Below are 18,547 nucleotides of genomic sequence, written 5' to 3'. Positions count from 1 at the left end.
ATTCGGGGTCGTGACGACTCTCCCCGACGCTGCCCGCCCAGGACAAGCCGCCAGCTCCGCACCATCGACGCTGCTCGAGCATCCGACCGAGTTCCCGCACGAGCCCGACCTCGTGGCGCCGGATAGTCGCGTCGTCTCAACAGGCAGCCTTCCCGCCGCGGGGCAGGTGCGCGAGATCCTCGCGGAGACCTACGAGCGCTACCGCGACGTGCAGGACGGGCGGGTCGCCGACTACATTCCGGCGCTCGCGGAGGCCGATTCCTCGTGGTTCGGACTGAGCCTCACCTCGGCGACGGGGCACCGCTTCTCGTTCGGGGATGCGCAGCTGCAGTTCTCGATCCAGTCGATCTCGAAGGCGTTTGTCTACGCGCTTGTCGTGCAGGAGCTCGGCCACGTGGAAGTGCGGGAGCGCATCGGCGTGAACAACACGGGCCTGCCGTTCAACTCGGTCATGGCGATCGAACTCAACGGGGGCCGCACCATGAACCCGCTGGTCAACGCGGGAGCGCTCGCCACGACGTCGCTCGTGCCCGGCAAAACGTGGGACGAGAAGTGGGACTTCATTCACGAGGGGCTCTCGAAGTTCGCGGGGCACACGCTCGAGATCGACGAGCGGGTCTACGAGTCGGAGATGGAGACCAACACACGCAACCGCGGCATCGCGCGTCTGCTGGAGAGTTACGGGCACATCTCCCTCGACCCCATGCAGGTCACCGAGCTGTACACGCGCCAGTGCTCGCTGCTCGTCACGGCCGAGGACCTCGCGACGATGGGAGCCACGCTCGCAGACGGCGGCGACTGCCCCGTCTCCGGCGTCGACGTCGTCGACCCGTCCGTGAGCCGCGACGTGCTCTCCGTCATGGCGACGAACGGCATGTACGAGGCGAGCGGCGACTGGCTGTTCGAGGTGGGCATGCCGGGCAAGAGCGGCGTCTCCGGCGGCATCGTCACGATCGCGCCGGGTAAGGGCTCGCTTGCGACGTTCTCCCCGCCGCTGGATGCGGCAGGAAACAGCGTGCGCGGCATCCGCGCCACGAGGCACCTGTCGAACAAGCTCGGGCTGAACCTCTTCGCATCGACCGTGCAGTAGCGCGCCGGGTCCGGCCGTGTGCCGAGGGCTGTCGGCGGTGGGCCGTCGCTGCGCAATGATCCGGCGCGCTGAACGCTGCCCGTCGCGGGCCTGGGCTCCCTTAGTGATCGCTGCCCGGCGTTTCGCCCTCTGAAGGTCACCTCAGAGGGCGAAACGCCGGGCAGCGATCGGTACTTCAGGCTCCGACGTCGGCGCGCTCGGCTGCGGGGATGGTGCGGAGGCCGGTCGTGTCGAGCGAGTGGCGCTTGTCGCGTCGCTCGACGGAGACGCCGAGCGCGGTGAGTGCCATGCCGAGGACGGCGAGGACAACGCCGACCCAGCCGGGCGCGAGGTAGCCGAGGCCGCCCGCGATGACCATGCCGCCGAGCCACGCGCCGAGGCTGTTGCCGACGTTGAAGGCGGCGTGGTTGATGGCTGCCCCGAGGAGTGCGGCCTCGTCGGCGATGCGCACGAGTCGCGACTGGATGGCGGGGAGCAGCGACGACGAGGTGAGGCCGAGGAAGAAGACGGCGATGAACAGGCCGACCGGGTTCGAGGCGATGAGGCTGTAGAACACGAGTGAGGCGATGAACGAGCCGAAGCCGACGAACATCGTGCGCGTGAGGTTGCGGTCGGCGGCCCATCCGCCGATGAGGTTGCCGAGCGTCATGCCGACGCCGAGGGTCGCGAGCACCCACGGCACGATGCCGGCGCCGAGGCCTGTCTCGCGGGTCGTGACTTCTGCGATGTACGAGTAGACGGCGAAGAAGCCGCCGAAGCCGATGGCGCCGACGGCGACCATGATCCACAAGCGCGGGTTCTTGAACGCGATGAGTTCCTTCATGGCGCTGCGCTCGGGGTTGCCGGGGTAGCGGGGCACGAAGAAGAAGACGAGGAGGAACGTGACGAAGAAGATGGCGGCGACGAGGATGTACGCGTAGCGCCAGCCGCTGGCCTGGCCGAGCCAGGTCGCGAGGGGCACGCCGAAGATGTTGGCGATCGTGAGGCCGGAAAGGGCGAGCGCGACGCCCTGGCCCTGCTTGCCTGGGCCCATGATGCGGGCGGCGAGCAGCGAGGCGACGCCGAAGTACGCGCCGTGGGGGAGCGCGGCGATGAAGCGCATGACCGCGGTCGTGCCGAAGTCGGGCATCAGGGCGGATGCGGCCGAGGCGACGATGAAGATGCCGAGCAGCCAGAAGGCGAGCTTCGTCTGCGACATGCGCGCCGCGAGCACCGCGAACACGGGGGCGCCGACGACAACGCCGAGCGCGTAGGCGGAGATGAGGATGCCCGCCTGCGCGATCACCGCATCCGGGTTCTGTTCGAAGCCGGGCAGCAGTTCGCGCGCGATGTCGGGCAGCAGGCCCATGGTGGCGAACTCGGTGACGCCGATGCCGAAGCCTCCGAGCGCGAGCGCGAAGAGGGCGATCCCTCGCCGGAAGGGGGTGAGTTCGGGCATGACCTGCATGTTGCGGACCTCTGGTTCTGAGTTCGGTGACTGGGTTCGCAACGCTGCGCAGGTACCAGGCTATTCCCAGGAAGCCGATTGTGCGAACAATTGGGCGGGTAGATGCGGTGGGTCAGCTGTTCGCAGCAGTGACCAGGATGCCAGGCGCGAACCGGTATGGGGCAGCGACAAGCACGTCCCCGAGGTGGCGGCGCAGGCGGCTGATCTCGACTCGCACCGTCACGTCGTGTTCCGGTGTTCCGTAGAGGCGGGTGGAAAGCTCGGGAGCTGTGAGTCCTCGGGGTGCGGCGGCTAGGAGGAAGAGGATGTCGGCCTGGCGGGAAGGGATGCGCACTTCGCGCGAGCCGGTTGGGGTGCGCAGCTCGACAAGCGCACCCGTGCCCGTTGCCGACAGGGTGATCGAGGTCTTCGCTGGTGCATCCGCTGGTTTCGTGGATGCGCGTGCCGGGCCGAGCAGGAACCCCCGGTCGAGCCCCGTGACCAGTACCTCGCCCGATGGGGTGGTCCAGGTGTCGCCTGCTTGAATGCCGCGGGGGAGCGGGATACGGGAGCTCACGTCGACGCCGTGCGAGACGGCAACCCAACCCCATTCGTCGACGACGGCCCACGGGTGATCGAGTTCGCGGGTGGCGCTGAAGCTCGCGGCTCGCAGGGCTGCGATGTCGCGGCGGTGGCGCTCGCGGAGGTCGTGTGTCGCCGCCTGAGCGAGGAGTGAGATGAGGCCGAGCGACATGGGGTGCGCGTCGGCGACTTCGAAGGAGAGGTCGACGGTGCCGAGGGTTCGGCCGTTTCTGGGGTCGCGGACTGGGGCTGCGGTGCAACTCCAGAGGTGCTGCGATCGGGAGTAGTGCTCGGCGCCGTGTACCTGCACCGCGCGGCGGGCGGCGAGGGCTGTGCCGATGGCGTTTGTTCCGACGCTGTTCTCGCCCCACGCTGCGCCTTCGACGAACCCGAGGTCGTCGGCGCGGGAGAGCATCTGCGCGCCGCCGCTGCGGGCGACGATGCGGCCGTGGCGGTCGCTGACGACGAGGACGGCGGTGTCGTCGCGGAGCAGGGTCGAGAGGTGGCCGAGGTTCGCGCGGATAAGCGAGGTCAGCAGGAGGGCGTCGGAGCTGAGCTCGCTTGCGGCGGTGGCTTCAGTGGAGGCGGGCTCGGCGTGCTTTGCGCTCGCGGGCCCGCGACTCGGTCGGACTCCGCGGCGGCGAAGTCGTGCCCACGAGTCGGCGATGATGTCGCGCGGGTGCGCCGGTGCGCGTTCGCCTGAGAACTCAGCGTCGTAGACGTCGCTGAGGAGCCGCGAGTAAGACGTGAGGTCGGACGTGGAGGGGAACGCCGCTTCGAGGGGGAGCGTCATGCGGTCGCCTTTCTGGCGGACCGGCTCGCGTCGCTGCGTCTGCTGGCTTCGTGTTGGAGTCGGGGCGCCAGGAGTCGATTCAACCCCATTCGCGTGCGGGTTGCCTGGAGGGGGTGGTCAGGGGTTGCCGAGGGTTGCGTGTGGTGTCCTCGGGCGGGGTGCCGCGGGGGAGCCGAGGCGAGCATCCGGTGCCTTCGCGGGCAGCGTGGATGCGCGCTTACCGTGGCGTCGTTCAGCGGTCGCAGGCGAAGCCTGCTCGGCCGCACCTCGAGTTAGGAGTTGTCATGACCGTCACACAGGTCGCGCTTGTCACCGGAGCGGGTCAGGGAATTGGGCGCGGGATCGCGCTGAAGCTGGCTGCGGATGGCTACGACATCGTGGTTGCCGACCTCGACTTCCAGGCGGAGAAGGCTGCTGGGGTAGTCGCCGAGATCGAAGCGCTCGGTCGCCGTGCCGTGTTCGTGGCGGCGGATGTGTCGAAGAAGGCAGACGTTGAAGCGGCCGTCGCGACGGCGCTTGAGAAGCTCGGCGGGTTCGACGTGATCGTCAACAACGCCGGCATCGCGCAGGTGAAGCCGATCCTCGAGGTCACGGAGGAGGAACTCAACAAGATCTTCCAGATCAACGTGAACTCGGTCGTCTACGGCATCCAGGCCGCGGCGAAGTCGTTTATCGAGCGGGGCGTGAAGGGTCGCATCATCTCGGCGGCGTCGATCGCGGCCATCAAGGGCTTCCCGATCCTCGGGGCGTACTCGGCGTCGAAGTTCGCGGTGCGCGGCCTCACGCAGGTCGCCGCGCAGGAGCTCGCGACGCACGGTATCACCGTCAACGCGTACGGACCCGGCATCGTGGGCACGGGTATGTGGGAGCTCATCGATAGTGAGCTGTCGAAGATCAACGGGAAGCCGCTTGGCCAGAACCTGAAGGAGAATGTCGAGTCGATCCAGCTCGGCCGCATCGAGACGCCAGAGGACGTCGCGGGCGTGGTTTCGTTCTTCGCGAGCCCCAACGCCGGCTACGTGACCGGCCAGGTGCTGCTCGTCGACGGCGGGATGCTCTACAACTAGCAGGGGTGGCTCCGCGCGCCACAGCGATGCTCGCGACACGGCGGCGACACGGCGGCGACACGGTGGTGCGCGGAGGTCCCAGGTTCCGCTAGGATGGTCGAGTTGTCCTCGCGGAAAACGAAAGCCACGGGCTGTGGCGCAGCTTGGTAGCGCACTTGACTGGGGGTCAAGGGGTCGCAGGTTCAAATCCTGTCAGCCCGACCATTGTGCTCGTATTAGAAACACGGGCAAGAAAAACAGATTGCAACCATGGGAACTCCCCGCCATCACTGGCGGGGAGTTCTTCGTTTCGGCTGAAGGCTTTGACGTCGGTTCGGCTCTGTGAGCCTGCGCCAAGTAGTTCTGCGAACGGGACAGCCACGATGGCCTGGACGCGATGGTCGTCTTCGTCGGTCATAGTGACCTCGATGCGTTCGAAGAGCGCTTGATTCAGGAGCCGGCGGATCTGGTCAGGTGCTCGGCGGTAGGCGTCAGCGCTGTGTTGGGCGAGATCGATGGCTTGGTCAATGAGGCGAGCCTGGTCGTCGAGGTCGGTGTTGAGGGCTTCGAGCTGTCGGGTGACGTTGTTCAGCGCGGAGTCCAGAGAGTGCTGTTCTGTGCGGAGCATGTCGATGGGGATGGCGTCGTTGTAGTGGGCCTCGAGGAGCTTGCGCTGCTTGCGTTCAATCTCTAGTTTCTGCGTTTGCAGCGTCTCTCGTTGGCGGTTTGTGTCTTTCGTGAAGGTCCGGAGCTCTGCGAGCAGTACTCGACGGAGGCTGTCGGCGTGGCTGGGTCGGAGTGCGAGTCGGTCGTACTGCTCCTGAATGAGGTCCTCCACGGTGACTATGGAGATCGAGCGCAGGTCGCAGGTTGTTCGTTTGGAGTGCCGTCCGAGGCAGGAGTAGTACGGGTACTCGTCGCCGGTTCGCGCTTTGGCAACTTGCACGATCATGCGCATGTCGCACTGTCCGCAGTAGAGCGTGGACTTCAGGTAGTGCGGGTGTTGTCGGTTGCGTTCCCCGTTGATCTTGCTCTTCAGGATGCGCTGGACTTTCTCGAACGTTCCGGGGTCAACGAGGGCGTTGTGGTTGCCCGGGTGCTGTGCGCCTTTGTAGACGACCAGGCCCAGGTAGTACGGGTTGGTTAGGATCTGGTGGACCTGCCGGGTCTCGACGGCTTTCTCCGGGAGTTTTGCGGTGGGGAGCATCGTCAGCCCTCGTGCGATGAGTTCTGTCGTGAGTGAGCGCACGCTGTAGATTCCTGTGGCGTACTGCTCGAATGCCCAGGTGACCAGCGGTGCGCGTATTGGATCGACCTCGACCGTCCGTACTTCGCGTCCCTCGTGCACTTCCCGTACGTTGAGGTAGCCGATGGGTGCTCGACCCACGCTGCCGCCTGAGCGAACCTTTTCGTCCATACCCTTTTTGACCTCGTTGGACAGGTTCTTGGAGTAGAACTCCGCGATGCTGGACATGATTCCGTGTAGCAGGAGTCCACCGGGGGTTTGGTCGATGTTCTCGCTAGTCGAGACGAGCCGGATGCCGTAGTTGTCGAACCGAGCGTTCAGCGCGACGTCGTCGGCGCGGTTGCGAGCGAGGCGGTCGACCTTGTGGACGATGAGGTAGTCAATGCTGCCTTGTTCTGCTTCGAGGTAGCGGAGCATTTCCTGGAGCGCGGGACGATTCGTTGACGTACCTGAGACGCCGCGTTCGACGAACTCCTTGACCACCATTGCGCCCATGGACTGTGCCTTCTTCTTGTTCGCCTCACGCTGCGCCGGTATCGAGAAGCCCTCTTCCCTGCCACCGCGCTCCGCTTGTTCGCGAGTGGAGACACGCAAGTACGAGACGGCGCGCTTCGGCGTGAACGACTGGGTCAGCGCCGCGAAGGGATCGACTGCTGCGCTGGGTGCTTGGTGTGCGGTGTATGGAGAGGTGGGCATGCTCCCATTGACGCTCTCTTCCCCACTTGAGTCCAGTGCGAAATGAGCGCTCCGCATGGAGTTATCCACAGGCTGTGCATTGTCACCCCGGTTAGGCGATGAAGACATGGGTGACTCCGTCTCGTCGGATGAACTCGTAGTCGTTATCGAGGTTGCCCAGGACTGCTTGTCGGTCGAAGACGAGGACGTTCGCGGGAATAGCCCAGTCCTGGATGAGTTGCTTGCGTGCGTCTTCCCAGCCGAGGCTTTCGATGAAGTCGTCGACGAAGTGTTCAGTACGGTCGTAGGAAGCCCAGTAGAGGTTCTCGAAATCGGCTTCCATGTCGACTACGGCCGTGTTTCTCCAGACATGTTCGAGGTAGATGTCGAAGGCGGGTCCGAGTTGCTCGCTGAGACGTTCGACTTCCCTAGCTTCGTGTCGCGTTTTCGGGACGAAGCGTGAGTGCACGTCTTGAGCTTCCGACGGCGTGTACTCCTCTCGTGAGTAGGGATTGTGTTCAGGATTCATAGGTGTGGTCTCCTTTCTTAGGGATGAGTTGTTGAGGTTGGTGGTCCGTCTCGGAGGATCGTCGGAAGTTCGTCGAGCGTGCGCACGTGGAACATGCCGCTGGTGAGCTCGGCTTGTCGGATGTGTTGATTGAGCTGGTCTCGGCGTTTGGTGTGCGGGACGATCCAGAGCACGGCTGGGAAGGCGCCCGCCCTCTGCTGTTCTTGGCCGGTGCGGCGGTACCGCTGGTACTGCCTGCACTTTGCGATGACCCGGGCGGGATTTTCGGTGGCTCGGTCGACCTCGAGGAAGTAGCTGTCACGGAACTCCTGGGTGGTGATCTCGAGCCGGAGATCGGGGCGCAGGGTGAGCCGCTGCCCATGCAGGCCGAGGTAGGTGCGCCAGCACTCCGGTTCATGCTCGACATGCACGCTCGCGCCGTCAATCTCGCGGACCGTTTCGGCGACGATGACCCGGGTCTCGGTGACGGCGAGCAGGTGCTCCAGGAACGTAGTCGAGAGCAATCGCGGTCGTTGGCGAGCGCCCGTCGTGCCAGTGATCTGGTGGTAGCCGCTGGTCGTGAGCGCCCACACGGCTGGGCCGGAGCCTCCTGGCCAGCCACCGACTCTCCGCTCGAGCCTCAGGACGAGGCCGGCAGTTTCGAGCGACGCCAGGTGGCGGGTGGTTTGCCGGAGGGCGGACCCACGGCTGCCGTAGCGCTGGTGGTCGAGGCGTGCGAGTTGTGGTGTTGTTGCGAATCTGAATTTCAACAAGAAATTCATCAACATGACTTGAACGGGCGAGCGTCCTGGAGCTGGAGCTGGGGCCGGTGCGTTGTGGGTCATGGTCGTGGCCTCCAAAGCGATGCGGCCGGGTGGGGACCCCAAGTGGAGGGGTCAGTCACGTCCAAATGCGGGGCGTGTGCCGCGGTCTGGCGGCGCTGTCCCGGTTTGTTCAGTGGGGCGGATCGTCTCCCGATTCGTCTCGAACTCCTGGCATGTTTCATCGTCTGCTCCTCCCTATCGGTCCGTCGTCGCTGTCGCTGAAGTCGGCTGTAGTGGGCGCGATGAGGTCGCGGATCTGTTGTTCGGTGTCGCTTGCTGGGACGCCGTATCGCTCGTGGCTGACGGCGTAGATCGCGGCTGCATCGCTGCTGGCGGGCCGTGGTGGTGTGGTCGCGATGGAGATCCATCCGGTCGAGTTGCCGTTCTGCATGAGGTTCGCGTAGGCGTGGTACTTCGGCAGCAGCAGGAAGTCCTGCACGTCGAGCCCTGGCGTGTGCTTAGCGATCGTTGAGGCGTCACTGCCACCGAGGCCGAAGTAGATCTTGTTTCGCGTGTTCGCCTCGACCGAGGCTTGCATCGCCGGCGTGAACTGCTTCAGATACTGGTTGGCGAGCGTGAAGGCCGCTCCGAGTGATCTTGCTTGGGCGAGCGCGTCAGAGAGGTCACCGGGGATGCCTGCGAGGAAGTCGTGGACTTCGTCGATGTAGATGCCGACGATGTGCCGGTGCTCAAGTCCCGAGCGTTGCCGGGCGAGGATCTTCGTCCAGAGTTGCCCGATGAGCAGCGTGCCGAGCAGGCGCGCAGCGTCGGACCCGAGGAGCCCCTTGTTGAGGTTCACGACGACGATGCGCCGCTGCGTGAACAACTCGTTCAGATCGAATCGCGGCTGGCTCTGACCGAGTACGGCACGCAAACCTGGTCGGAGGATGAGCTGGCGCAGCTTGTTGAGCACCGGCCCAATCTCCTCGGCCTGCTGCGCCGGGGTCTTGGCATCGAACTGCGCCCAGAAGCCACCGAGCCCGATCGGGTCGTCAATCAGCTTCAAAACTCTGCGTCGGAACGCGGGGTCGGTCAGGAGTGGTGGGATCCAGAGCAGGTTCGCGTCCGGGGTTTGGGCGAGGGTGTTGAACGCGGCCGTGTAGATGTCGGCGGAGCGGATGCCCCAGTTCTTCGCGAAGACCGCCTCGAACGTTGCAAGGAGCGTGTCCGCGGTGACGGAAGCGTCCCGGGCCTTGCCCGCGAGCGGATTGAACCCGACGGGCGCGAGGTTGGTCGGGTCGATGACGACGACGTCCTGTTCGCGGTGGTCTGGTACGTGGTCGAGCACGCGGTCGGCGAGGTCCCCTTTGGGGTCGAGGACGAGCACGCCCCTGCCCGCTTCGATGTCCGCCGTGATGAGTGACAGCATGACGGTTGACTTCGCTGAACCGGTCGGGCCGAGCAGGTGTGTGTGGAAGGCGGCGTCCCGGATCGGGATACCGACCTGTTCGCCGTGTCCGGGTGCGACGGCGGTGCCGATAATCCGTTCCGTGCGCACGAGTGAGGCTGGTGGTGGCAGTTGCCTCGGGTGGATGCTGCCGAGCATGGGGAGTGGTGGTTCCCCGATCGGCCAACCCGTTAGCCCGAGGAGTTCTCCGCTGGTGAGGATCAGGGGCCAGCGCCACGGAGCTTTGGCCTCAGTGAGCTGTCGGGCGGTGTCGCCCGTGAGACGCAGCCTGGTACTTGACGTCTCGAGAACACGCAGAGCGCCGCTCAGGTCCCCGAAGAGTTGCCGTGCTCGGGGAGCTGTCGTGCCGCTGGCACCGACTCGGAGCGTGAGGGAAAAGCCGTGCTGGCTGCTGCGGTGTCGCTGCGATGCGGACGGCGTCCGTGTCGGGGCTGGACCGACCAGGAGTAGTCGGAGCCAATCCTGTGCGGACTCCTTTTGGCGGACCGGGGGCCGGTGACGCGTCCCCAGAAGCAACTGGAGCACGACCTCCTCGCCCTCTCGGAGACGGGACAGTGCCCCGCAGAGGCCACGAACGGCAGCGCTGATCCGGGTGTTCTCGAGCGAGAGATCGTTCCCTACGATCCGGAGCGCGGCCGCGTGCTCGACGTCGTGCCGGGTGCGACGAGGAGTGTGTGCCCGGAGGTTCAGGTGTGAGCTCAGCGTGGAGAGGACTTCCAGGATTCGTGCGGGCTGCGCGGCGAGCAGCCAGCGGAGGCCGGATTTCGTGGCCCGTAGTTCGAGCACGACGGGACCGAGGGAGGCTGACGAGGCCAGGTGTTCGAGGGCGTCGTGGGCTTGCCCGGGGGACAGGGCGTCTGGCCAGGTCAGTTCTCGCCATTCCCATGGCGAGTTTTTATTCGTGTGCATGTTTTCCACCCCCTTCTGTGTCTGTGTTCGTGTCTGTTGCTGTTGTTTGCCCTTGGTTATGAGGCTTGGGGTCCTCTTCGTCAAGATGCATCGCGAGAAGCAGGAGAGCTCTCGCGAGCGCTTCCCTGTCGAGCTCTGCCCGCCAGACCGGAGTGATGCGGTGTCGCTTGGCGGGTTCGCGTTTCGGTCGTTTCATGACCGACCTTCCTTCCGCGTGGTGGTTGTGGGTTTCAGTTCCAGCCGTTGCGGCGTCGCCACCACCAGATCCCGACCGTGATGAGCAGCACGATGACCGCACCGATGAGGAGATACACCCAGATGTTCTTCACGACCTCGATCGCGAGGGTGAGCAGGATCACGCCGCCGAAGACGTACAGGCAGGTCGTCCAGAACTTCTCCGCGAGCGAGCGCGGCCTGGTGTTGTCCGGCATGTTTCACGCCCCTCACGCCGTGGTGTCCTGCAACCGAGTGGCTGCTTCCGTGTTGGTGTCTGCGGGGACGGGGTAGCCCCACTTCGCGAGCGAGATCGTCGCATCGCACTCGTTGCCCCAGATGTCCCAGTGCTTGGCGGACGGAGCGGGACGACGGGCGAACAACTCGAGGAACGGCCCGTCGCCGCCGACGAGGCGCTCGGCGATGTGGTGCACCTCTTCTGGCTTTGCAGAGTGTTGCTGCAGCGGGTGCATGCCCCAGTTTGGTTGGCCCTTGAACGCGACCTTCGTCCCCTTCCCGCGCACTCCGAGCAGCAGCAGTTCGCCGGAGTTGCGGAAGGTGTTGCCGAGCATGAGCCGCGGTTTCGCCCAGAAGTAGAAGCTCGTGTACTTGAAACCCCACGCCTCCAGCACCTGGATGCCAAGTGGGACAGTTGCGGTGGTGACCCAGAGGAAGCAGAACGAGTTCTCCGCCATGATTTTCTTGAGGGCGTCGCCCATGCCGAGGATGCGTTGGTCGGTCATGAGGTCGTAGTGGTTGGCAGCCCCGAGCGTGCCCTTCTGCTGTAGCTGCCAGGGCGGATCCGCAAGGACCGCCTTGAAGCTGCCCGGCAGCGGAGTTTTATCTGGGTGATTGTGGGTGGTGTGAGAGTCCATGAAGAGACTCCTCCTTTCGAGGTAAAAGTTGACGCGACAAAGCAGCGCCCGAAGAGCTCGGGTAGCGGTGTCAGCGCCCATTACGGACCACCCGCTGCGAGCCGTGAAGACCCCAAGACAGCAGTTGGTTCAGCGAAGCGACGAGGACCGTTCAGAGATGAGCGCGTCGGGGCGGTGCCGCGAAAGCCGGTGTTGTAGAACCTGCAACGACACCGCACTCGACGAGGAGTGGAGCTATGCCTTCGGCTCCGGCGTACGCCCTGTGGCGAGGAACATGGCCCGGGTGAGCTCCCGCGAGGCATCGTCCCGCTCGGAGGCGAGGTCGTCTGCCAGGGACAGGATGGTGGCGCGCATTCGCTCGGCTCGGGCGTCGAGCTCTGCCTCGATTCGCTTGACCCGGGCAGCCTTCCAGTCGTCGTAGGTGTCGAGGACGAAGACCACGAGCACCGTCACGATGACCCAGAGCCCGAAGAGCGTTGCCGCGACTCCGACGATGAGCGTGACGGCGTCCCAGAAGCTCACCTACAGGCTCGCGATTCGCTGACCGGCACCGAGCGCGTACCCGGTGATGATGGCCTCGTAGAACTGAGCACCACCGGGCGCGATCTTCATCTGCGCCTCCGCCTGCATCACGAGCGTCGCTGTGTTCGTCATGGCCTGCGACGCGAGGAACGCGTGCGCTTGTTCCGTCACGGCCGCAATCTCGGCTCGAGCAGCCACTTGCTCCACCTCGCGCTTCGCGGCCCTGGCGATGCCGGTGCTGAGCACCTTGCCCTGCTGCGTGCGGTGTCCACCGAACAGCGGCACCATCTGATTGTTCGACATGAGTTCTGTCCCTTCTCGGAGGAGCGAGCCCCGGTTGTTTGGGGTACTTCGAGCCTCACGGAAAGAGGCGTAGCGGTCACTGACACGAAACTGACACGATCAGGGGATGAAAAATGATCCGCTCCGTATGCAGCTCGTGAAGGAACTTCGTGAGCTGCGCCGAGGAGCTGGGGCGCTCGTCCCCGAGCGCATCGCGCTCTGCGAAGCGTTAGTTCGCGTCGTGGGTATGGGAAGCGTTGAGCAGGCACACGCGACGCTGTTTGAGATGTTCAAGCGCTACGCCGTTGAACCTGAGGGCGATATCCGTGCCTACCTGGAAAGCAGCGGCGTTGGACTCGACGGCGAATCCCTGAACCAACGGTTGGACGCGTACGCCGCTCTCCATCACGTCGACCAGCGCACCGGGCTCCGTCGCAGCGACCGAGGCGCTGCGAAGCTGGCCACCTTGTTCCGTGACGAGGATCTGTTCTTCCGCCCATGGGGGCACCTGACGATGTACCAATTCGGGGAGCGGGTGCTGTGCACGATCGCATTGAACATCGATCCTCAGTCGGAGTACCGGCCACCGGCCGTGTGGGTGAACGATGAGCTGCTCGACGATTTCGTCTTCGAGTTCGGCGAACCCGACGAGGACACCGGCTACGTTCAGGCGCTTCAGAACGTCGATGGCTTCAGGCTCCAGCGGGGCGCGAAGTGGCTGTTCAAGATTGATGTGGAGTGGCGGATGGGCGTCTGGCCGCAGTGGGTCCTCGCCACCCAGCTCGCAGACGTCCGCCTTGCAGCCAAGATCCAGACGCAGCGGAACTTCATGACCGAGGCAACAATCTTCTGGGGAGCGTGGCCAGGAGGACCGATGCCGGTCGACCTGGACTTCAAAAGCTTCCCCATTTGAACCGTGGGCGTCGAGACGGTGGACGATACGCGGCGGCGTGATCCCGTGTCGATACGTGTCACCAAGAGTTCGGAACGGCCAATGCAACTTTCTCGAGGCCCTAGCACGGCTGCCAAATTTCGGCGAGGACAGGGACAGGAAGCAAAGCTGCGCCCCCGCAAGCTCAGGAAGTATGTCAAAAGCGGCGAGAGCTCCCGAATCGACACGCAGACACGATCGAGGAAGTGTACGACCCTGCCGGTAGACTCCATCGGCATGGAGAAGCCTACTGCGACGACGAACGTCGAGGGTGCGCGCGCACCGCAGCTGTCCTTCGGCGCAGAAAGAGCGGCGGAACGAGATGATTTTTCTTCCCTTCCTCGCCACCCGCTTTATTTCGCCATATCCAGACCGATTGGTACCCATACGAGTTCCATTGTGAACGCCTTGAAGCTGGATTTGGAGAAGATTGGGTATGCCGTAAGGCAGATTAAGCTCTCTAACTTAATCGAAAGAGCTTACAGGGACGTCACCGGTAATAGTTTACCGTCAACTTCTAGCGCCGAAGGTGAACGCGTGTTTTCCTCCTACAGAGGACTGATGCGTGCAGGCGATACATTGCGACTTCTTGATCCTGCTATCGTGGGGAAGCTCGCGGTGCTGGAAATAAATCAAAAACGGGAGCAGTTCACTCAGGAGGCCGTCCTGGGTGGCAAAAAAGGTGTGGCATACATCATTACTCACCTTATGCATCCTGCCGAGGTTCGCACTCTGCGATCGGTTTATGGGAGTCGATTTTTTCTCATCGCTGCGAACGCACGTCGCGCGGATCGCCTGGACTATCTGGTTGAAGGTTATCGGCAGGAACTAAGCAAGAGTCCTCGATCCAAAGTGTCAACAGATATTGGTCACTCTGACACAGATGAGGATGTTGAGAGTTCTGTAAACCCCACTGCGTTAGCGCGCGATCTTATTGCAATTGATGCTGGCATCAAGAGTTCTATGCTGTACCTCGATCCCAAAACTCGTCTGAATGTGGACGACACTTTCCAGCTCGCGGATCTTTTCGTTAGATCTCGAGCCGAGACGCGACAGTATCCTGCACGAGAAAGAGACAAAGAGATTGACCGTGTCGCTACGGCACAAATCACGCGACTAGTGATGCAGCTCTTCTCCTACCCGTTCGGTGCTCCGACCACCGAGGAGAGCGCAATGTCCACTGCATTCCTAGCTGCGCAGTCATCGGTGTCTCTCGGACGGAGCGTCGGTGCTGCATTGGTAGATTCCCATGGATCTGTAGTTTCGATCGGATGGAACGAGGTTGCAAAGCCGAATGGTGGCCCATATCGAGAAAACGATGGATTAGATCATCGAGACCACATCAATGGTTTCGACCCCAGTGATGTGGGTCGAATTGATGCCATCCGTTCTTTCTTGGACGTGTTGCTCACTCCGAAAAAATGGCGACACACGCTTGGCGCTATCGAAGAGAACTATCCCGAAGCAGTGGAATGGCTGACTTCGTTGCAGAGCTACCTCCCGGAGGAGGGGGTGGCGCCAGTCAAGGAGGCTGTGGCAGGTTTAGCTGGAGTTGAGTCCTTCAACAACACAAGGATCATGCATCTCATCGAGTTTGGTAGGAGTGTGCACGCTGAGATGGCAACTCTCTCGGATGCTTTCCGGCGAGGTGTCGGGGTCGTTGGTGGTTCGATGTACGTCACGACTTTCCCCTGTCACGAGTGTGCCAGAAATCTGGTCTCGTTCGGAATTGATAATGTTTTCTACGTAGAGCCCTATGGGAAGAGTATGGCTGAGTCGCTTTACTCACAAGAGATAAGTGTATTTCCGAGTAATGATGCTTCCATCAATAGTCACATGGTGAACTTTGTACCCTTTGCGGGGATCGCATCGCGGAGGCTCGCCGACTTGTTCTCACCGGTTGCCCGCAAGAGAGGGCTCAATGACAGGATGGGTGCTGCAAAAATCGGAAGTGCAATTGAATGGGACGAGCTGTCGGCGCCGATTCGAGCCACGTTTGTGGACTACCCTCCGGGATATGACCATCAGATCGTCATTCCTGAACTAGAAGTGGAGAGGTTGGGCGTGGAAGTCATTGTCGCTGCGGGTGTTCATATTCAACTGGCAAGGGCGGTAAATAGCGGAAGTGATCCTGGTAAGTCTTCTATTAATTAAGTTTTCGTTATACAATCAACTGAGAAGGAGTAACTAAGCAATGGAAAATTTCGAAAAACGTACAAATTTGCTCGTTGGTGAACATGAATACGACTTGACGCCACGTAATCTTGAACTACTGCGAAAGCTTGCTGATCAAGCCATGGAATCTGGTCTAATATTGGTCCCAGATGATGCGGCGTCTGACTATATCGACTCTCTACTTCCGGCCTAGGGGTCAGAAGGCCTTTGTATCAAGCCAACGTTCTCGAAGTATTTATTGCCTCACCCGGGGATCTGAAGCGGGATAGGGAGTCTATTCCTCAGATTTTCAGTGATTGGAATTCACGAAATGGCGCCAGGCTCAGGTGTTTCTTTCTTCCCCGCATGTGGGAATTTGATCTCCCGCATGGTGGCCATGATTCCCTCGGGGCTCAGCACCTGATCGACGCTAGTGCGATTGCCGGGGCGGATGCTTGCATTGCCATATTTTGGTCAACCTTAGGTGCTCCTGGTTCTGACTCTGTGCCAAACAGTGTCCACGAGCTCGATTTAGTCAGAAATTCCGGGCGTCCAACATATGTTTGGGTCAAGAACTCTCCAATTCCCACAAATCAAGATCTTAGTAGAAGATCTCAGGTCGATGAATACGTCAAGACTCTGCAGCAAAGCGGTTACTTGACGGGTACCTACAAGACAAAAAGCTCGCTAAGTTCCCTACTTGAGCGCGTTCTCACAGATCTGGCCTTGAAGAACGAACATGACTTGCCTGAGGTGCCAGCGTATGTTGGTTCGCTTTTCAGTGCTTCAATTCAACGTTCGGGGCAGGTCGGTTATGTTCTCCTCAAGAATGTTAGCTCCACTGATGCGACGGTTCAGTCTGTCGAAATCTCGACTCTGCATGGTGTCGCCCCACAGTTTTCCTCGGAAACTCCGCCTGGCCTTCTGGCGCCAGGAGGCGTTTGGCGCGAACTGCTCTATTTCTCAACTCCAGTTGATAACGTGCAAATCGCCGTCGATCACGTCGATGCAGGTGGGGCATCTCACACTGAGTACATAGAAGTGCAAGTCGCAACGTTGTCGTAAAGGGTGAAGAGCGATTGCGCATTAGTCTCACCTGCGGCCCGGCCGGGGCGTCTGCTTTATCAGGATCGGGCTAGGTTGACGAGCGTCTTCAAGTGTTGAAAGCATTTTTTGCACGATTGATTAGTACGGGTTGGCAAAAGGGCACTCTTCAGTCATAATTATGCTCAGCAATGAAGTACAACCCCGATTCGCTCGACCGCATCCAACAGCTCAAAGTCACGATCGTGGCCGTACTCGCGCTCGGAGTCGGTGTTGGGTTGCTGACGATAGCGAGGGCCCTCGCTGAGAATCCAGACTGGCTGTGGCTTACGTTCTGGCCGCTGGGCGAGCTTGGTGGCATTCTCTTTGGAGCTGGCCTTCTCGGTATCGTCTGGGATTACTTCGACGGCAAAGACAGAGAATTTCGCGACACCGAACGTCTGCGCCGAGTTTTGGCTGAAGCAGCCCCGGAGCTTCGCGACGCCGTTGTCGAGGGCTTCGCAGTGAACGTTGATGACCTCAAACGAGTTGCTACTCCAGAACTTCTGGACAGCGTGGCTAGCAATGCCCTCGCTCTGCGGCTTGCGGACAGCGAATTCGCACGCGAGATCTACGCTGACCTCCGTGACAATGCCATCCGCGCTCCTGAGCGGTGGCACGATGTCGATGTTCGTATCCGGCTCTCATCTATAGATGAGAGGAACACCAGTGTTCCTCGTGCTGGCCTACCCGCCTTTGCGGTGACCGTGACCTGGGAGTACACCGTCGTGCCAAGTCACTCAGTCAAGAAGTTCACCTGCACGTCTGACCGCGAGGAATTTCATGATCTCGTGTCCAACGTGCCGTCTACCTCAACCTGGTTCATGACGCCTCGCCCCGGCTTCGTGGCCAGTGATCAAAGCTCGTTCGAGCTTCTCGAGTTCAGCGTTGACGGTGAACCGCGCCGCATCCGGCGCTCGGCGAAGAAAAGCAGCCAGGTCTACAGTGTGAACATTGGCGACGATGTTGTGCGCGACGGCAAGCCGGTTCGGATTCGCCACGTGTACCGCACGATCACGTCGAAGAGTGGGCACATGCTCGCGGTCGCTATCGTCCAGCCGACTCGAGGTCTCACCCTCTCGCTCGACTACACGGACACCGACATCGCGACGATGCGTGTCAGTGATCTCGTTTCAAGCGCGCGCCGCCCACGTGTCTCGCGTCTGCCGGAAGTCACTCCCGGCAAGTTGGTCACGATCGACGTGGACGGCTGGCTCCTGCCGCAGGCAGAAGTGTCTTTTGTCTGGTCGCTTGCTAGCGAGTCGCAAATGCCAGTCGAAGCGCAGCCCACGCTCGCCGCAGGCTCAGACCGCGCCGCTTAGGCGTGCTCAGTGCGTATCCGTCTCCACCGCTCATGATTTCCTCCTTGTCGGTATCCCACTCGCCGTTCCCTGTCTGGGGTTGGGCCGCAGGTCTCGTAGCCAGATAATTCCAGCCAGAAATAGTATGCCGGATATATCTGGCTGACGTAAGTCCAATGGCTTGCCACGGTTGAGCAATGCCAGAAGCGCCTGCCCCATCGTCGTGGGAGGCCTATGCGCGCGAGTTGGGTGTGAACCTGCAACGGCAGCGAATGGCATGCGGTTTCACGCAGGAGGCTCTCGCGCATGCTGCGGGCCTGACGCGGACGCACTACCAGCAGATTGAGCGCGGCTTCTGGAAGAAGGATCAGCCCGCCAATACATCGATCAAGGTCCTGGCCCGAATCTCCCAGGCCTTAGGCATCGAGGTCGCCGGGCTGTTGCCTTCTGTTGCTCAGCTCGCCTGGCCAGACGGTGACCTGTAGGTCTACGACGCGGCACAACACGTACGTCCAGCCGAGGCCCTGTGATGCCGAGATCAGGTGCTCTCGATGCGCTTGGACGAGCGTCGGAACCTCGGCTTGTAGAGGTGCAGAAGTCGGGGGATACGGCCGGATCCACGAACGCCGCACGCCAAGAGCGGTGCGGCTTCGCCCGCGCGCTTCTGCAGCTGACTAGG

At 62.1% G+C, this 18,547-nt stretch carries 18 protein-coding genes and 1 tRNA gene; 9 read left to right on the top strand and 10 right to left on the bottom strand.

Annotation, left to right across the window (positions count from 1 at the left end; genetic code table 11):
• Positions 1-10: 10 nt before the first annotated feature.
• On the top strand, positions 11-1,090 hold the full coding sequence (glsA, locus tag C5B85_RS09075; RefSeq protein ID WP_308471332.1) for a glutaminase A: 1,080 nt from the start codon (positions 11-13) through the stop codon (positions 1,088-1,090).
• A gap of 175 nt (positions 1,091-1,265) precedes the next feature.
• Here glsA and C5B85_RS09070 read toward each other — a convergent pair whose 3' ends face one another.
• On the bottom strand, positions 1,266-2,528 hold the full coding sequence (locus C5B85_RS09070) for an MFS transporter (protein WP_104285786.1): 1,263 nt from the start codon (positions 2,526-2,528) through the stop codon (positions 1,266-1,268).
• Between the two features lie 121 nt (positions 2,529-2,649).
• The gene (locus C5B85_RS09065; protein ID WP_104285699.1) at positions 2,650-3,891 is read right to left on the bottom strand and encodes a helix-turn-helix domain-containing protein; all 1,242 of its coding nucleotides are present in this window, start codon (positions 3,889-3,891) and stop codon (positions 2,650-2,652) included.
• Between the two features lie 284 nt (positions 3,892-4,175).
• On the opposite strand from C5B85_RS09065, the gene C5B85_RS09060 reads away from it, so the two are divergent.
• Positions 4,176-4,958 carry an acetoin reductase gene (locus tag C5B85_RS09060; protein ID WP_104285698.1) on the top strand — a complete coding sequence of 261 codons (783 nt, stop codon included), beginning with the start codon at positions 4,176-4,178 and terminating at the stop codon, positions 4,956-4,958.
• A gap of 127 nt (positions 4,959-5,085) precedes the next feature.
• A tRNA-Pro gene (locus C5B85_RS09055) sits at positions 5,086-5,162 on the top strand.
• Here the strand turns inward: C5B85_RS09055 and C5B85_RS09050 are convergent.
• The 4 genes from C5B85_RS09050 to C5B85_RS19385 all read right to left on the bottom strand — a co-directional run bounded on the left by C5B85_RS09050 (position 5,125) and on the right by C5B85_RS19385 (position 9,688).
• The gene (locus C5B85_RS09050; protein ID WP_181064362.1) at positions 5,125-6,879 is read right to left on the bottom strand and encodes a recombinase family protein; all 1,755 of its coding nucleotides are present in this window, start codon (positions 6,877-6,879) and stop codon (positions 5,125-5,127) included. The two genes, C5B85_RS09055 and C5B85_RS09050, sit on opposite strands and share 38 nt — an antisense overlap.
• A gap of 91 nt (positions 6,880-6,970) precedes the next feature.
• Positions 6,971-7,387: a hypothetical protein gene (locus tag C5B85_RS09045; RefSeq protein WP_104285696.1), complete on the bottom strand. Its 417-nt coding sequence runs from the start codon at positions 7,385-7,387 to the stop codon at positions 6,971-6,973.
• Positions 7,388-7,404: 17 nt separating this feature from the next.
• Positions 7,405-8,136, bottom strand: a complete 732-nt coding sequence (locus tag C5B85_RS09040; RefSeq protein ID WP_219819386.1) for a replication-relaxation family protein — start codon at positions 8,134-8,136, stop codon at positions 7,405-7,407.
• Between the two features lie 232 nt (positions 8,137-8,368).
• Positions 8,369-9,688: a type IV secretory system conjugative DNA transfer family protein gene (locus tag C5B85_RS19385; RefSeq protein WP_219819385.1), complete on the bottom strand. Its 1,320-nt coding sequence runs from the start codon at positions 9,686-9,688 to the stop codon at positions 8,369-8,371.
• 405 nt (positions 9,689-10,093) lie between these two features.
• Between C5B85_RS19385 and C5B85_RS19380 the strand changes: the two genes are divergently transcribed.
• Complete coding sequence (locus C5B85_RS19380) at positions 10,094-10,294, top strand: hypothetical protein (RefSeq protein WP_219819384.1); 201 nt, start codon at positions 10,094-10,096, stop codon at positions 10,292-10,294.
• Between the two features lie 443 nt (positions 10,295-10,737).
• Here the strand turns inward: C5B85_RS19380 and C5B85_RS09030 are convergent, their stop codons facing one another.
• The 4 genes from C5B85_RS09030 to C5B85_RS09015 form a co-directional block, all read right to left on the bottom strand.
• Entirely contained in the window at positions 10,738-10,938 is a 201-nt protein-coding gene (locus C5B85_RS09030) for a hypothetical protein (RefSeq protein WP_104285693.1), read from the bottom strand.
• Between the two features lie 12 nt (positions 10,939-10,950).
• Complete coding sequence (locus C5B85_RS09025) at positions 10,951-11,595, bottom strand: MT-A70 family methyltransferase (protein WP_104285692.1); 645 nt, start codon at positions 11,593-11,595, stop codon at positions 10,951-10,953.
• A 234-nt stretch (positions 11,596-11,829) separates the two neighbouring features.
• Entirely contained in the window at positions 11,830-12,117 is a 288-nt protein-coding gene (locus tag C5B85_RS09020) for a hypothetical protein (protein WP_104285691.1), read from the bottom strand.
• Positions 12,118-12,420 (bottom strand): hypothetical protein, encoded by a 303-nt coding sequence (locus tag C5B85_RS09015; RefSeq protein WP_219819383.1) that lies wholly within the window; start codon positions 12,418-12,420, stop codon positions 12,118-12,120.
• Positions 12,421-12,547: 127 nt separating this feature from the next.
• Between C5B85_RS09015 and C5B85_RS09010 the strand changes: the two genes are divergently transcribed.
• The 5 genes from C5B85_RS09010 (at position 12,548) to C5B85_RS08995 (ending at position 18,353) form a co-directional block, all read left to right on the top strand.
• A complete protein-coding gene (locus tag C5B85_RS09010) occupies positions 12,548-13,312 on the top strand; it encodes a hypothetical protein (protein ID WP_104285690.1) in 765 nt (254 codons plus the stop codon).
• Between the two features lie 255 nt (positions 13,313-13,567).
• Entirely contained in the window at positions 13,568-15,484 is a 1,917-nt protein-coding gene (locus C5B85_RS09005) for a hypothetical protein (RefSeq protein WP_181064361.1), read from the top strand.
• 366 nt (positions 15,485-15,850) lie between these two features.
• A complete protein-coding gene (locus C5B85_RS18955) occupies positions 15,851-16,549 on the top strand; it encodes a hypothetical protein (protein WP_146077911.1) in 699 nt (232 codons plus the stop codon).
• A gap of 170 nt (positions 16,550-16,719) precedes the next feature.
• Positions 16,720-17,889 (top strand): hypothetical protein, encoded by a 1,170-nt coding sequence (locus C5B85_RS09000; protein WP_104285689.1) that lies wholly within the window; start codon positions 16,720-16,722, stop codon positions 17,887-17,889.
• A 176-nt stretch (positions 17,890-18,065) separates the two neighbouring features.
• A complete protein-coding gene (locus tag C5B85_RS08995; RefSeq protein ID WP_104285688.1) occupies positions 18,066-18,353 on the top strand; it encodes a helix-turn-helix domain-containing protein in 288 nt (95 codons plus the stop codon).
• Positions 18,354-18,547 lie beyond the last annotated feature (194 nt).

This window comes from Pseudoclavibacter sp. AY1F1 (genome assembly GCF_002931075.1).
In the GTDB taxonomy this organism is placed as follows: domain Bacteria; phylum Actinomycetota; class Actinomycetes; order Actinomycetales; family Microbacteriaceae; genus Pseudoclavibacter.
Note: the sequence above shows the minus strand (reverse complement) of the source record. Positions and strands in the feature narration are given on the sequence as shown.